This window comes from Streptomyces sp. NPDC020875 (assembly GCF_040641415.1).
In the GTDB taxonomy this organism is placed as follows: Bacteria; Actinomycetota; Actinomycetes; order Streptomycetales; family Streptomycetaceae; genus Streptomyces.
In genome coordinates, this window is record NZ_JBFADP010000042.1 from 66,209 (window position 1) to 80,285 (window position 14,077).

The following is a 14,077-nucleotide window of genomic DNA, read 5'->3' on the forward strand; positions in this document are numbered from 1 at the left end:
GGCGCTCAGCTTCCCTCGGCGACGGCGGCGGCAGCGGCGGTTCCGGCAGCGGCGGCGGGCGGACCGAAGGCGCCGGTGCGCTCCTGGAAAGCGGTCACGTAGTCGTCGGCGGCGATCGGCGCCCGCAGCAGTTCCGGGGAGAGGTTGAAGCCGTCGATCAGGGCGTCGGTGTACGGCACCAGCCGGGCGCACAGCTCGTCGGCCGCCCGGGGCAGCCCCTCCACCTGCTCCGTGGTGAGCACCCCGCGCGCCAGATACCAGCCGGAGTCCCGGCGCAGCTCGGTCAGCCCGTAGAGCGCGGCCAGCAGGCCGAGCGCCGTCCGCGCGGTCTCGTCCTCCAGAGTGCCGACGGCGTCGGCGAGGCGTTCCAGCGCGATCCGTACGCCGCGGGCCCGGGCCATCTCCAGGCCGGTGTTGACGGTGCCGTTCCACGCCTCGAAGTACGTCCGGTCGCCGGTGTCGTCGGCCATCCGCGCGGCGGCCTCGCGGAGCAGTTCCGCCTCCCGGTGCCGTACCGCCGCCGCCAGGAACGCGGGGTCGCCGAGGTCCCGTCCCGCCGGGTCGGGGGCCGGGGCGGGTCCGGCGCCGTCCCCGTCGCCGTACCGCGCGATGATCTGCCCCGCGGTGGTGGCCAGCAGTACCTGGCTGTCGCCCTCGGCGGTGACCAGGCCCTGGAGCAGCGACCCGTAGTCGGCGATCCGGTTGGCGCTGAAGATGCCCTGGGCGCCGCAGCGCTCCCGGCAGACGGCGATCACCTCGGTCATCTCCCAGGTGGCGAGCGCCTTGGTGATGGAGACCAGGTCGTTCAGCTCGGCGGGGACGGCGTCCGGCGGCACCGCGGTGAACTCCCGTTTGGCGTGGTTGAGCAGCAGTGTCATCGCGTACGTCCGGGAGAGCGCGGTGTACAGCGCGAGCTGATGGCTGCGGTACTCGATCACCGGCAGGTCCTTGCGGCCGGGCGCGTTGGTGAGCCGCCGGGCCGCGAACCGGAGCGCGATGTACACACTCGCCCGGCCCGCGCCCGTCGCGGCGCTGGAGACGCAGAGCCGGCCGGGCAGGATGCGGTTCATCGCGCGCAGGAACCGCTTCCGCAGATTGCCGGACGCCGGGCGGAACACGCCGTCGTCGTCGAAGCCGCCCATATCGCCGTGGAGGAGCTGGCGGCGGGGGACGCGGACGTGGTCGAACCAGGTGAGGCCGTTGTCGAGGCCCTGGACCGGCTTCTCCGGGCAGGGCGCCGCGTGGACGCCCTCGCAGAGCCCGTTCCCGTCGCTGATCCGGACGAGGAAGGGGTAGACGCCGTGGTCCTTGCCGTCCGCCTTCAACCGGGCCATCACCACGGCGAGTTTGGGTACGTCCCGGAACCCGCTGTAGGACATGTACTTCTGGGCCAGGGCGTCGGGCGTGTTGAGGACGAACGTCTCGGTGGCGGGGTCGTAGACGGCCTCGGTGCGCAGGGCGGCCACGTTGTTGCCGTAGCCCAGTTCGGTGGCCATGTAGGGGCTGAAGGAGTCCAGCCGGTCCAGTTCGTCGCAGAGGTCCTTCAGATCCTCCCGGTCGCCGTGCTCCAGGACGGTGCCGAAGGCCAGGTTGTAGTGGACCATCAGCAGCGAGAACGTGGAGACGTCGACCAGCGACGGCCACTCGGCGAGGGCGAACAGCCGCCAGGGGTCGGCCAGGATCTCCCGGGGGCGTTCCAGTCCGGCGTGGACGGCTCTCGACCGTTCGTAGGCCAGCTTCCCGGCCTCGGTCATGGTCAGCCCCTCACGGGGGTCGAAGACGGGGTCCAGCAGCAGTTCGCGCAGGTCCTGGTGCGTCTGCTCGTACCTGCCGTCGAAGAGCAGCCGGGACAGCCCGGCGGAGGCCGACGAGGTCATGGGTGGGTCCTTTCCCGCGGCTGTGCCTCCCGCGGTGGGGTGTCGGGGGGACCGGCGGAGGGTGCCGCCGCGACCGGGCACCGGGCGGGGCCCGGAGCGGTGGCCGGAACGGGCCGGGTCAGGCCGGGGCGATCAGCAGGGCCGCGTTCTGGCCGCCGAAGCCGAACGAGTTGCTCAGGGCCACCTCGACCCGGGCCGGGCGCGCCGCGCCGTGTACGACGTCCACCTCCACCCGCGGATCGACCTCGGTGGTGCTCGCGGACGGCGGGATCACCCCGTGGTGCACGGTGAGCGCCGCGAAGGCCGCCTCGATGGAACCGGCCGCGCCCAGCGGATGCCCGGTGACACCCTTGGTGGAGCTGACCAGCGCGTCGGAGCCCGCCACCCGGTGGATCACGCCCGCCTCGATGACGTCGTTGAGCGGCGTCGAGGTGCCGTGCGCGTTGACGTAGTCGATGTCCCGGCCGGTCAGTCCGGCGTCCGCGAGCGCCGCGCGGACCGCCAGCTCGGCCCCCTTGCCCTCCGGGTGCGGGGACGTCACATGGTGCGCGTCCGCGGAGGCGCCGTATCCGATGATCCGGGCCACCGGCCGTACGCCGCGGGCCCGCGCGTGCTCCTCGGACTCCAGTACGACGACTCCGGCGCCCTCGCCGAGGACGAATCCGTCCCGGGCCGCGTCGAAGGGACGCGAGGCGGTCGCCGGGTCGTCGAGCCGCCGGGACAGCGCCCGCATCCGCGCGAACGAGGAGACGTACAGCGGGGTGATGGGCGCCTCGGCGCCACCGGCCACCACGATGTCGGCGAGACCCGACCTGATCAGCTCTCGGCCCAGGCCGATCGCGCTGGCCCCGGCCGCGCACGCCGTACAGGGCGCCGAGCACGGGCCGTTGGCCCCGATATCGATCGCCACCTGGCCGGCGGCCATGTTGAGCAGCCCCATCGGGAGGGTCATGGCGGAGATCTCCTCCGGCCCCTCCTCCAGCAGGACCCGGTGCTGCGCCTCCAGTGTGGCGGTGCCGCCGGCGCCGGAGCCCAGGATCACCGCCACCCGTGAGCTGTCGGCCCACTCGCCCGGGACGAGCCCGGCCTGGTCCAGCGCCTCGCGGGTGGCGGCGACGGCGAACTGGGAGTAGCGGTCCCATTGCCAGGCGGCCCGCCCCAGGGAGGCCGGGGCGAAGTCGGGCACCCGGCACGCCATGGTCACCGGCAGGCCCGCCAGGTCGGTATGGTGCGCGGCCGTCGGCCGGCCCTCGACCACCCGGTCCCAGCTCTCCTTGACGCCGATCCCGGCGGGGGTCACCAGCCCGATGCCGGTGACGGCGGTCGCGAAGCCGGTCATCGGACCGAGGCGCCCCTCTGCTCGACCAGGGCGACGATATCGGAGACCGTGGCCAGCTCGGACAGCTCCTCGTCGCTGATCACGACGCCCAGGCGCTTCTTCAGGGCGGTGGCGAGTTCGAGCTGCGACAGGGAGTCGAGACCGAGGTCGTCGAAGGTGGCCTCGGGCACCACCGCCTCGGCGTCAAGACCGAAGCGGGCGACGACGACCTCGACGACGGAGTCGTGGGCTGCACTCATGATGTCTCCTCCTGGAAGCTGGCAGGCTGTGGGGGGGGTGGGGCGGCGGAGCGGAAACGGGTGGAGAGGGGTGCCGGACGGGAGTCCGCCGGGCGGCGTCAGTCGACGGGATCCGCCTGGATCTCCGGCCAGACGAGTGTGGTCGAGCCCCAGGACAGTCCGGCGCCGAAGGCGGAGAGCAGTACCCGCTGCCCCGCCTTCAGTTCGCCGCGGGCGGCGTAGTCGTTCAACAGCAGGGGTACGGACGCGGCCAGGGTGTTGCCGACCCGGTCGATGTTCACCGCGACCTTCTCCCCGGGGAGCTCCAGCTCCTCCGCGACCGCGTTCACGATCCGCACATTGGCCTGGTGGCCGACGAACCAGTCGACGTCCGACACGGACCAGTCGGCGCGTTTGAGGGCCGCCGCCGCCGACTGCGTCATCCGCTCGACGGCCTGGGTGTAGAGGGGGCGGCCCTCCATCCGGAGATACCAGTCGCCCGTGGGCACCGTGCCGTGCCCGAGGCCGCCGTCGGCCGAACGCTGCCGGGAACCGCCCGCCGGAATGGCCAGCAGATCGGCGAGCGCGCCGTCGCTGCCGAGGTCGAACGGGCCCAGCGCACCGGGCTCGTCCGGTCCGCCCCGGCCCAGGACGACCGCGCCCGCGCCGTCGCCGAAGATCGGTGCCGTGGACCGGTCCGCCGGGTCCACCAAGGTGGTGAACGCCTCCGATCCGATGAAGAGCACGGTATCGGCGGTACCGGCGGCGATCAGGCCGGACGCGGTGGCGAGCCCGTACAGGAAACCGCTGCACGCGGAGGTCAGATCGAACGCGGCCAGCGTTCCCAGACCCAGCCGCGCGGCCACCGCGGGCGCCACCGCCGGGCAGATCCGCTCGGGCGACGTGGTGGCCACGACCACGGCGTCCACCGAGGCCGCGCCCGCCGAGCGCAGGGCCCGCTCACCGGCCGCCACGGCCATGCTCCCGGTCGACAGGCCCCCGGAGACGAACCGCCGCTCCCGGATGCCCGTCCTGGTACGGATCCATTCGTCCGTGGTGTCCAGGGTGCGGGAGAGGTCGTCGTTCGTGACCGTCAGGGGCGGCAGAAAACCGCCGATTCCCCTCAGCACTGCCGTCATCGACTCACCCTCCTGAGGACCGCTGACCCGGCCCGGACCTGACGCGGACATGGCTTCGACCTGACGACGAGCAAGGCTGCCCGAAGCGTCGATGACCGTTCAATTGGCCGTTGGTACAGGGGCGTTGTGCCTGTACCAACGGCCAATTGAACGACCGCCGCCCCGGCTGCCAACCTCGCCGGGGTGACCACGACACCCACTGATCTCGCAGGGCTCCTCCCGGCCGGACGGGTGATCACCGACCCGTCCCTGGTGGCGTCCTTCGCCCATGACGAGGCGGCGGGCGCGCCCTACGCGCTACCCGCCGCCGTGGTACGGCCCCGGGAAACCGCCGAGGTGGCGGCCGTGGTGGCGCACTGCGCGGAGCACGGCGTCCCGGTGGTGGCCCGCGGGGCGGGCACCGGCCTGTCCGGCGGCGCCAACGCGGTCGAGGGCGCGGTGGTGGTGTGCTTCTCGGCGATGGACCGGATCCTCCGCGTCGACCCGGACGAACGGCTGGCCGTCGTCCAGCCCGGTGTCGTCAACGAGGATCTGCGGACCGCGTGTGCCGCCAAGGGCCTCTGGTACCCGCCGGATCCGGCCAGCGCCCCCTGGTCCACCATCGGCGGGAACGTCGCCACCAACGCGGGCGGGCTGTGCTGTGTGAAGTACGGGGTCACCCGGGACTACGTACTGGGCCTGGAGGTGGTCACCGGCCGCGGTGACACGGTCCGGCTGGGGCGGCGTACCGCCAAGAGTTCGGCCGGTTACGAACTCGCCGGGCTGCTGGTCGGTTCGGAGGGCACCCTGGGCCTGGTCACCGAGATCACGGTACGGCTGAGGGGCGAGCGCGCCCCGGAGCAGACGATCGTGGGCTACTTCGCAGACCTGCCGAGCGCCGGTCTGGCCGTCGCCCGGGTGGTGGCCTCCGGGGTGGTCCCGAGCGCCCTGGAGCTGGTGGACCGGTTCTCCCTGCGGGCCGTCGACGAGTGGAAGAACATGGGCCTCACCGACGGCGGCGACGTCCTGCTGCTGGCCCGCTGCGACGCGCCCGGCGCGGCGGGCGCCCAGGAGGCGGACACCGTACTGGCCTGTTTCGAGTCGGCCGGTGCCACCTGGAGCGCGCGGTCCGCCGACCCGGCCGAGGGGGACGCCCTGTTCGCCGCCCGGCGGCTGGTCTACCCGGCGCTGGAGCGCCTTGGCCTGGTCCTCAGTGAGGACGTCTGCGTCCCCCGCACCCTCCTGCCCGAGATGCTCGGCCGACTGGCGGACATCGCCGCCCAGCACGACGTACGGATCGCCACCCTGGCCCACGCCGGGGACGGCAATCTGCACCCGATGCTGGTCGTGCCGCGCGGCGACGAGCGGGAGCTGGCCCGCTGCCGCGAAGTCTTCGAAGAGGTCGTCGACCAGGCGCTCGCGCTGGGCGGCACGGTCACCGGCGAGCACGGCGTGGGCCTGCTGAAGCGGCGCGGTCTCGCCGACGAGCTGGGCCCGGCGGTGCTGGACCTGCACCGGGGCATCAAGCGGGTGTGGGACCCGGCGGGCATCCTCAACCCGGGCAAGGTCTTCACCTGACACAGGCTGACACCGGCTGACGCCGAAGCCCGCTCCGACGCGGACGCCGCACCAGGCGGCTCCGGCCCCGGGTAGCCCCGGCGCCCGGCCCGGCCGTACCCGGAAGGGGCCGGGCACCACGCGAACACCCCGGACGGCGTACGGACGCCCGCCGGACGCGCCCGGTACGGCGGCAGGCGCGCCGGGAGGCCCCGAACCGCGCGCCCCCGCAACACCGGAACCGGCCTCCCGGCGACCAAGAAACGTTTCCCCCGGGAGGCGCGGCCCGCCGGGGGCGTCGCGTCACTCGTCGGGGTCGGCCCGCTCCAGGGCCGGGCGCAGGCCCGGCGGGGAGTTCAGCAGCAGATCGGCCGCCGCTGTGTCCGTGACGAGGCTGGTCACCAGACCGGAGCGGAGGACCGCCCCGATCGCCTCGGCCTTGCGCACTCCCCCGGCGATGGCGACCACCTCGGGGATCCCCCGCAGCCGGTCCGCCTCGACCGTGATGCACCGCTCGCCCAGATCGCGGCCGACCCGGCGGCCGTCGCGGTCGAAGAGGTGGGCGGACATCTCGGCCGCGACGCCGTAGGAGGCGTAGCGGGCCCGCTCCTCGTCGGTGAGCATGTCGTGGACGGTGGAGATGCCCGCCTCCCACGACCCGATGGAGACCGCGGCCACCGTGACCTTGTCGAAGTAGTCGAAGGCCCGGGCGATCCCGGTCTGGTGCCGCAGCGCCGCGGCCGTCGCGGCGTCCGGCAGCAGCATCGGCGCGTAGATCGGGTGGGCGTCGCCGCCCGACACCTGGGCGGCCCGCCGGACCGCCTCCACCGAGCCGCGTTCCGCGGTCCCCGCGTCGTACACCCCGGTGAGCTGGACGACCGTGCAGGGCGGCAGCCGGTCGAGGGCCGCCGCCATATGGATGGTCGACCGGCCCCAGGCCAGCCCCAGTACGTCCCCCTCGGCCACCAGCTCGCCCAGCAGATCCGCGGCCACCTCGCCCAGGTTCTCCGGGTCGGGCGACTCGTCGGCCTCGGCCGGGGACTCGACGACCACCGCGTGCCGCAGTCCGAACCGGGCGCGCAGCGCGTCGGAGCGCTCGGCGTCCAGCTCGGCCGGGACCCGGATCTCGATCCGTACGAGATCCCGCTCCAGCGCCGTCTCCAGGACCCTCGCGACCTTGAACCGGCTGACGCCGAACTCCTCCGCGATCTGGATCTTGGACTTGCCCTCCAGATAGAACCGGCGGGCCATCGCCGCCGCCTGTACGAGCTCCGCGGGTCCCATCCGCAGGGCGGACCGTCCCGCCGACCTAGCAGACACCGCGCTCTCCTCACTCCTGTTCGGGCTCCGGATCCGTCATCCTGTCAGATCCGGCGGTTGTGGATCAGCCCGGTCGGGCCGTGTTCATCTCCGTGTGGTCCGGTGGTCACCCAGGGTGACCCCGGGGCCGGTCCGGGCGGCCGGGCGGCCGGTTCCGGCCGCGCGGCACGTCCTCCGGTCAGTGTGCGCAGGCCCAGCCCGCCGTGGCGATGCTCTGTTCGGCCTTTGCCCGCAGGCCCCGGACGGCGGCGGCCGGATCCTGGGCGCCGTAGACCGCCGACCCTGCGACGAAGACGTCCGCGCCCGCCTCGGCGCACCGCTCGATGGTCTCGTCGGCGACCCCGCCATCGATCTGGAGCCAGAGGTCGAGACCGTGCTTGCCGATCAGCTCCCGGGTCCGGCGGATCTTGGGCAGCATGATGTCGAGGAACGCCTGGCCGCCGAAGCCGGGCTCCACGGTCATGATCAGCACCATGTCGAGTTCGGGGAGCAGATCCTCGTACGGCTCGATGGGGGTGGCGGGCTTCAGCGCCATGGAGGCGCGGGCGCCCTTGGCCCTGATCTCCCGGGCGAGCCGTACGGGCGCGGCGGCGGCCTCCGCGTGGAAGGTCACCGAACCCGCCCCGGCCTCCACGTACCGCGGCGCCCAGCGGTCCGGGTCCTCGATCATCAGATGGCAGTCGAGGGGGGTGTCCGTGGCGCGGGCGAGGGACTCCACGACGGGGACGCCCAGGGTGAGGTTGGGCACGAAGTGGTTGTCCATCACATCGACATGGAGCCAGTCGGCACCGCCGGGGCCCCCCACGGCCCCGGCCTCCTCCGCGAGTCGGGCGAAGTCGGCGGAGAGAATACTGGGATTGATCTGTACGGCCATGGGCCAAGCCTGCCATGTCCGGGCACGGTTCCCGGCCTCCGTCCGGTCTCCGGTACGCCTCCGGCCCGGCTCCGGGCCCCGATCCCGTACGGGCCGCCGGACGGCCGCCCCCGCCGTCGTACCGGCGCTCCGGCATGCTTATCCGGACAGAACCCCGCGAAAGGTGTTCCCACCGCCGCACCGGCCTGCGGTGTCAGTTCGCGATCGGACCACCGGCGTCGTTCGTGTCTTGAGGGTCTTGAGGGTCTTGGGTGTCTTCGGGGCTGCCGGGGCCGTGTCCGGGCGGGGCGGCGAGGCGGGTGTTGAGCCGGGCGGCCCGGCGGGTCAGGTGGTCGCGTTCCGCCGTGTCCGTCGCCTGGTCCGCGGCCTCCGCGTAGAGCCGGGCGGCCGTCTCCGTGTGCCCGGCGCGCTCGTGGAGGTGGGCCTCCACCGCCGTACGGCGCGGCAGGGCGGGGTCCAGTCCGGCGAGCGCCGCGAGACCGGCGGACGGGCCTTCGGCCTCGCCGACGGCGACCGCCCGGTTGAGCCGGACGACCGGGCTGCCGGTCAGCCGGACCAGTTCGTCGTACCACTCGACGATCTGCGGCCAGTCGGTCTCGGCGGCGGTGGGCGCGTCGGCGTGCAGCGCCGCGACGGCGGCCTGTGCCTGGTACTCGCCGAGCCGGTCGCGGGCGAGCGCCGACTGGAGGACGGCGACGCCCTCGGCGATCAGCGCGGTGTCCCAGCGACCGCGGTCCTGCTCGGCCAGGGGCACCAGAGCGCCGTCGGGCCCGGTCCTGGCGGGCCGCCGGGCGTGGTGGAGCAGCATCAGGGCGAGCAGCCCGGCGGGCTCGGGGTGATCGACGGCCGCCGCGAGCTGCCTGGTGAGCCGGATGGCCTCGGCGGCCAGGTCCACATCGCCGGAGTAGCCCTCGTTGAAGACCAGATAGAGCACCCGCAGCACGGTGGCGACATCGCCGGGCCGGTCGAGGGCGACGCCGGACACGGTCCGCTTGGCCCGGCTGATCCGCTGCGCCATGGTCGCCTCGGGCACCAGATAGGCGCGGGCGATCTGCCGGGTGGTCAGCCCGCCGACGGCGCGCAGGGTCAGCGCCACCGCCGACGACGGCGTCAGCGACGGATGGGCGCAGAGGAAGTAGAGCCGGAGTGTGTCGTCCACCGAGGGCGCGGGCCCGGGCGCCGGTTCCTCCTCGACGCGTTCCTCGCGCCGGAGGCGGGCGGTCTCCGCCCGCCTCCCGTCGACGAACTTCCGCCAGGCGACGGTGATCAGCCAGGCCCTGGGGTCTTTCGGGGGCGCATCGGGCCAGACCCGTACCGCCTCCACCAGGGCGTCCTGGACGGCGTCCTCGGCCGACGCGAAGTCCGCCCCGCGACGGACGAGGGTGCCGAGGACGACCGGGGTCAGACTCCGCAGCAGGGCCTCGTCCATCGGTCGGATCACTCCGTGATGGTAGGGGGCGCGCCGAGGAACGGGCGCAGCTCCAGCCACTCGTGGATCGGCCGGCCGCCCGCGCCGGGCGCCGCCGACAGCTCCCCGGCCAGTTCGACGGCCCGCTCGTAGCCGTCGACGTCGATCACCATCCATCCGGCGATCAGGTCCTTGGTCTCGGCGAACGGTCCGTCCGTGACGGGCGGGCGCCCCTCGCCGTCGTAGCGGACCCAGGTCCCGCCGGGTGCCAGGGCCTGACCGTCCACGAACTCGCCGGTCTTCTCCAGCTTGGCGGCGAAGTCCTCCATGTACCGGACGTGGGCCGAGATCTCCTCCGGCGTCCACCGCTCCATCGGTACGTCGTTCACCGCCGCGGGGGCGCCCCGGTAGTGCTTCAGCAGCAAGTACTTGGCCATGGTCTCTCCTCGGTGCCGGTACGGCTCCATCGTCCGTACTCACCTCTGGGACGGAGCCGGGCGGCCGTTCTCGACATCGCCGCCCGGCTTTCTCTCCCGGATCGCGCGGGGCGCCGTCCCGCGGGCCTCCTCCGGCTCAGCCGGTCCGGCGCAGCAGGGCCAGATACATCGCGTCCGTACCGTGCACATGCGGCCAGAGCTGGACGTCCGGGCCGTCGCCGAGGGCCGGGACCCCGGGCATCAGCGGCCGGGCGTCGATCCACTCGGCCTCGACGGGGTCGCCGCCCCGGCCGCGCAGTACGTCGTCCACGACGATCCTGGTCTCCGCGAGATGGGGCGAGCAGGTCGCGTAGCCGACGACACCGCCGACCCGGACCGCCTTGAGTGCCTCCCGGAGCAGGGCCCGCTGGAGCGGCGCGAAGCCGTCCATGTCCTCGGGGCGGCGGCGCCAGCGGGCCTCGGGGCGGCGGCGCAGTGCGCCCAGGCCCGAGCAGGGGACGTCGACCAGGACCCGGTCGAAGACACCGGGCCGCCACGGGGGCCGGGTGCCGTCGGCGGTGATCACCTGGTACGGGCCGGGGTTCCCGGCCAGCGCCCGGCCGACCAGACCGGCCCGGTGGGGCTGCTTCTCGGCGGCCAGCAGGGCCGCGCCCCGCTCCGCCGCCAGCGCGCCCAGCAGGGCCGCCTTGCCGCCGGGGCCCGCGCAGCCGTCCAGCCAGCGGCTGTCGGAACCTTCGACGGGGGCGTCGGCCAGGGCGATCGCCACGAGCTGGCTGCCCTCGTCCTGGACCCCGGCCCGGCCCTCCCGGACCGCGTCGACCGCGCCCGGCTCGCCGCCGTCCGTCATCCGTACCGCGTACGGCGACCAGCGCCCGGGCTCGGCGGACTCCCGCTCCAGCAGCTCCTCGGCGGTGGCCCGGCCGGGCCGGGCCACCAGGGTCACCTCGGGCCGCTCGTTGTCGGCGGCCAGCAGCTCCTCGATGCCCGCGCGGGGGCCGCCGAGGGCGTCCCAGAGGGCCGAGACGACCCACCGGGGGTGGGAGTGGACGATCGCGAGATGGTCCTCGGGGTCCTCGTCGTACGGGGGCGCCACCCGCTCGATCCAGGTGGCGAGGTCGTCCCGGGCGATCTTCCGCAGGACGGCGTTGACGAACTTGGCCCGTCCGTCGCCCAGCACCACCCGGGCCAGCTCCACACTGGCCGACACGGCGGCGTGCGTCGGGATCCGGGTACCCAGCAGCTGGTGCGCGCCGAGCGCCAGCACATCGAGGACCGGCGGGTCGACCTCGCGCAGCGGCCGGTCGACACAGGCCGCGATGATCGCGTCATAGGTGCCCTGGCGGCGGAGCGTGCCGTACACCAGCTCGGTGGCGAGCGCCGCGTCCCGGTCCTCGAAACCGTCCTTCTCGCGGGCCGCGCGCAGCAGCGGCGGGAGGACGAGGTTGGCGTAGGCGTCGCGTTCGTCCACGGCCCGCAGCGCGTCGAAGGCGAGGATCCGTACGGGGTCCTTCACCGGGCGCCGGTAGGGCTTGTGGGGACGGGGGCGGCGGGCGCCCCGGGGGCGTGCCTGGTCGTTCAAAGGTGCTCCGCGTGCTTCGATCAGTCGGGTTCGTTCCAGGTTACGTCCGGCCCGGCGGTACGGCCGCCGGGCCCCGGGTCACCGCCCGGCGGGCACGGTCAGCCCTCGGCACCGGCGTCGAGCCGCTCGCCGGGCGCGATCCGCACACCCCGCGCCCAGTCCGCCGCCCGCATCGGCTTCTTGCCCTGCGGCTGGACCCACAGCAGCTCCACCGCGTGCGATCCGGTACCGACCCGGACGTCGTTCTTGCCCGCCGCCAGCTCACCGGGCGCCAGATCCGTCCGCTCCCGGTCCGGGGCGACCGCGACCAGCTTCAGCCGCTCGCCCCGGAACACGGTCCAGGCACCCGGCGCCGGGGTGCAGCCGCGCACCAGCCGGTCGACCCGCAGGGCCGGGGCCCGCCAGTCGACCCGGGCGTCGTCCACAGTGATCTTCGGGGCGAGCGACACCCCGTCGGCGGGCTGCGGCACCGGCGTCAGGGAACCGTCCTCGATCCCGTCCATCGTCGCGGCCAGCAGCCCGGCCCCGGCGAAGGCCAGCCGGGTCAGCAGATCACCACTGGTGTCGGTGGGCCGGACCAGCTCGGTGACCACCCCGTAGACCGGCCCCGAGTCCAGCCCCTCCTCGATCAGGAAGGTCGCCGCTCCCGTCATCTCGTCCCCGGCGATCACCGCGTGCTGGACCGGCGCGGCACCGCGCCACGCGGGCAGCAACGAGAAATGCAGATTCACCCAGCCGCGCGCCGGGACGGCCAGGGCGACCTTCGGCAGCAGGGCGCCGTACGCCACCACGGGACAGCAGTCGGGTCCGATCTCCCGCAGCCGGGCCAGGAAGTCCTCGTCCCGGGGCCGGGCGGGCTTGAGCACCTCGATCCCCGCCTCCTCCGCGCGCTGGGCGACCGGACTGGCCACCAGCCGCCTGCCGCGCCCGGCGGGGGCGTCGGGGCGGGTGATCACCGCGGCGACCTCGTGCCGCTCGGAGGCGATCAGGGCGTCCAGGGCGGGCACGGCGACCTCGGGGGTACCGGCGAAGACGAGCTTCATGGGTGACTGACTGCCTCTCGGCTGTACGAACGACGCGGACGGGCGACGCATCAGTCTAGGCGGCGCGCCGGGCGCGGGCCGTGTCTCACCCGAGCGGGTCGGTCCGGCGGGTGACGCGGATGGCGTACGGATCGTACGACCGGGCCCGTTCGGGTGGGGGCGCAGGGGGCGTACGGTAGCCCGTCCGACCGTGACATATGCGCTTACGCCCCCGCAGCGTGACCACAACGGCGGGTGCCGCGTTGGTCAAGGAAGATTGACCGATCTCCGGGGAACCGCACACCACGGTCCCGGCGGGATCGGCCGACGCGGGCCGCAGCCCCCCTCAGCGGCCCGGCCCCTTCTCCACGTAATCCAGTACGCCACCCATCCCACGTACTCCACGCCGGTTCGAGAGGCTTCCGATGGCCGACCACGCAACCCACGACGCCCAAGCCCGGGCCAGCCTGCAACTCCTGGTGCGGGACATCGAACGGGTCCGCCGGCAGGTGGACGCGTTGCGCACGCTCACCGCCCAGCTGGGCAATGTGTACCGCCCGCGCCGTACCGGTCCCTCCACCGGGTTCGTCGTCTACGGCCGGGCCCCCGCGCCCACCGTCCGGCTCGCCCAGGAACTCCGCGACAGCGTCGAAACGCTGGTCACCGCCGCGGTCGACTTCGACCGCTCGCTCGGCTTCTCCTGGGACGCGGTGGGCTCGGCGCTCGGAGTCACCAAACAGGCGGTGCACCGGCGATACGGCGCGCGGCGCGCCGGCCAGCCGACGGCGGGCGCGACAGCGACAGCGACGGCGGTCGCGCCGCCGTCGCCCGACACGGAGCCGCGCGGGTTCCCGGCGGTACCGGCGGCCCGCAGCATGCCGCCGCAGCCCACGCCCTCGGCACCGCCGCCCCCGACCCCGGCGTCAGCGCCGGACCCCCGGCCGGGGGCGTTCCCGGGCCCCCGCAACGGCTGACGGGCGCCTCCCGCTGCGGGTTCCTCCAGCCCCGGGCGGCGCGCTTGTTCGCGGTCCACCCCAGTGACGGGTTTCATCCCCCGAACCCGGGCCTGGTGTTGTTCGCGGTCTGCGGACTGCCTGTGGCTGGTCGCGCAGTTCCGCCCCCTATGCCTTCGGCAATGGGGGGACCCCCAGCGCCTCGGCCCTCCTCAGCACCGCCGAGAGATCCGGGCCCGCCCGGCACCCTGGTGTTGTCCGCGGACCGCGGACTGCGGGTGGCTTGTCGCGCAGTTCCCCGCGCCCCTAAATGCTCTCCCGCTCCTTGGCCCTGAAAATGGGGACCCGTCTCACCACGAGGGGGATGAGGAGGGC

12 protein-coding genes are annotated in these 14,077 nt (G+C 74.1%); 2 read left to right on the top strand and 10 right to left on the bottom strand.

Annotated elements, in window-relative coordinates:
- Window positions 1–5 precede the first annotated feature (5 nt).
- The 4 genes from AB0G74_RS23730 to AB0G74_RS23745 form a co-directional block, all read right to left on the bottom strand.
- On the bottom strand, window positions 6–1,877 hold the full coding sequence (locus tag AB0G74_RS23730; protein WP_361149576.1) for an acyl-CoA dehydrogenase: 1,872 nt from the start codon (window positions 1,875–1,877) through the stop codon (window positions 6–8).
- Between the two features lie 118 nt (window positions 1,878–1,995).
- Window positions 1,996–3,216, bottom strand: a complete 1,221-nt coding sequence (locus tag AB0G74_RS23735) for a beta-ketoacyl-ACP synthase II (protein ID WP_361149578.1) — start codon at window positions 3,214–3,216, stop codon at window positions 1,996–1,998.
- Window positions 3,213–3,455, bottom strand: a complete 243-nt coding sequence (locus tag AB0G74_RS23740; RefSeq protein ID WP_361149580.1) for an acyl carrier protein — start codon at window positions 3,453–3,455, stop codon at window positions 3,213–3,215. Before AB0G74_RS23740 ends, AB0G74_RS23735 begins: the two co-directional genes overlap by 4 nt.
- A 98-nt stretch (window positions 3,456–3,553) precedes the next feature.
- A complete protein-coding gene (locus AB0G74_RS23745) occupies window positions 3,554–4,573 on the bottom strand; it encodes a beta-ketoacyl-ACP synthase III (protein ID WP_361149583.1) in 1,020 nt (339 codons plus the stop codon).
- Between the two features lie 183 nt (window positions 4,574–4,756).
- Between AB0G74_RS23745 and AB0G74_RS23750 the strand changes: the two genes are divergently transcribed.
- Entirely contained in the window at window positions 4,757–6,130 is a 1,374-nt protein-coding gene (locus AB0G74_RS23750) for an FAD-linked oxidase C-terminal domain-containing protein (RefSeq protein WP_361149586.1), read from the top strand.
- Window positions 6,131–6,412: 282 nt separating this feature from the next.
- Here AB0G74_RS23750 and AB0G74_RS23755 read toward each other — a convergent pair whose 3' ends face one another.
- The 6 genes from AB0G74_RS23755 to fmt form a co-directional block, all read right to left on the bottom strand.
- The gene (locus AB0G74_RS23755) at window positions 6,413–7,393 is read right to left on the bottom strand and encodes a sugar-binding domain-containing protein (protein ID WP_361149605.1); all 981 of its coding nucleotides are present in this window, start codon (window positions 7,391–7,393) and stop codon (window positions 6,413–6,415) included.
- A gap of 214 nt (window positions 7,394–7,607) precedes the next feature.
- Window positions 7,608–8,303, bottom strand: a complete 696-nt coding sequence (gene rpe / locus AB0G74_RS23760) for a ribulose-phosphate 3-epimerase (protein ID WP_361149589.1) — start codon at window positions 8,301–8,303, stop codon at window positions 7,608–7,610.
- A 193-nt stretch (window positions 8,304–8,496) separates the two neighbouring features.
- Window positions 8,497–9,732: a DUF6596 domain-containing protein gene (locus tag AB0G74_RS23765; RefSeq protein WP_361149607.1), complete on the bottom strand. Its 1,236-nt coding sequence runs from the start codon at window positions 9,730–9,732 to the stop codon at window positions 8,497–8,499.
- Window positions 9,733–9,740: 8 nt separating this feature from the next.
- On the bottom strand, window positions 9,741–10,148 hold the full coding sequence (locus AB0G74_RS23770) for a YciI family protein (RefSeq protein WP_361149591.1): 408 nt from the start codon (window positions 10,146–10,148) through the stop codon (window positions 9,741–9,743).
- Between the two features lie 136 nt (window positions 10,149–10,284).
- Window positions 10,285–11,727 (bottom strand): transcription antitermination factor NusB, encoded by a 1,443-nt coding sequence (locus AB0G74_RS23775; RefSeq protein WP_361149593.1) that lies wholly within the window; start codon window positions 11,725–11,727, stop codon window positions 10,285–10,287.
- 98 nt (window positions 11,728–11,825) lie between these two features.
- Window positions 11,826–12,770, bottom strand: a complete 945-nt coding sequence (gene fmt, locus AB0G74_RS23780) for a methionyl-tRNA formyltransferase (protein ID WP_361149596.1) — start codon at window positions 12,768–12,770, stop codon at window positions 11,826–11,828.
- A gap of 404 nt (window positions 12,771–13,174) precedes the next feature.
- Here fmt and AB0G74_RS23785 point away from each other — a divergent pair, with 404 nt between their 5' ends.
- On the top strand, window positions 13,175–13,723 hold the full coding sequence (locus AB0G74_RS23785) for a hypothetical protein (protein WP_361149598.1): 549 nt from the start codon (window positions 13,175–13,177) through the stop codon (window positions 13,721–13,723).
- Window positions 13,724–14,077: the final 354 nt, after the last annotated feature.

Excerpts from the sequence above, each read along its gene's own strand:
- AB0G74_RS23730 (WP_361149576.1), bottom strand. The coding sequence starts at position 1,877 with ATGACCTCGTCGGCCTCCGCCGGGCTGTCCCGGCTGCTCTTCGACGGC.
- AB0G74_RS23735 (WP_361149578.1), bottom strand. The coding sequence starts at position 3,216 with ATGACCGGCTTCGCGACCGCCGTCACCGGCATCGGGCTGGTGACCCCC.
- AB0G74_RS23740 (WP_361149580.1), bottom strand. The coding sequence starts at position 3,455 with ATGAGTGCAGCCCACGACTCCGTCGTCGAGGTCGTCGTCGCCCGCTTC.
- AB0G74_RS23745 (WP_361149583.1), bottom strand. The coding sequence starts at position 4,573 with ATGACGGCAGTGCTGAGGGGAATCGGCGGTTTTCTGCCGCCCCTGACG.
- AB0G74_RS23755 (WP_361149605.1), bottom strand. The coding sequence starts at position 7,393 with ATGGGACCCGCGGAGCTCGTACAGGCGGCGGCGATGGCCCGCCGGTTC.
- rpe (WP_361149589.1), bottom strand. The coding sequence starts at position 8,303 with ATGGCCGTACAGATCAATCCCAGTATTCTCTCCGCCGACTTCGCCCGA.
- AB0G74_RS23765 (WP_361149607.1), bottom strand. The coding sequence starts at position 9,732 with ATGGACGAGGCCCTGCTGCGGAGTCTGACCCCGGTCGTCCTCGGCACC.
- AB0G74_RS23770 (WP_361149591.1), bottom strand. The coding sequence starts at position 10,148 with ATGGCCAAGTACTTGCTGCTGAAGCACTACCGGGGCGCCCCCGCGGCG.
- fmt (WP_361149596.1), bottom strand. The coding sequence starts at position 12,770 with ATGAAGCTCGTCTTCGCCGGTACCCCCGAGGTCGCCGTGCCCGCCCTG.
- AB0G74_RS23785 (WP_361149598.1), top strand. The coding sequence starts at position 13,175 with ATGGCCGACCACGCAACCCACGACGCCCAAGCCCGGGCCAGCCTGCAA.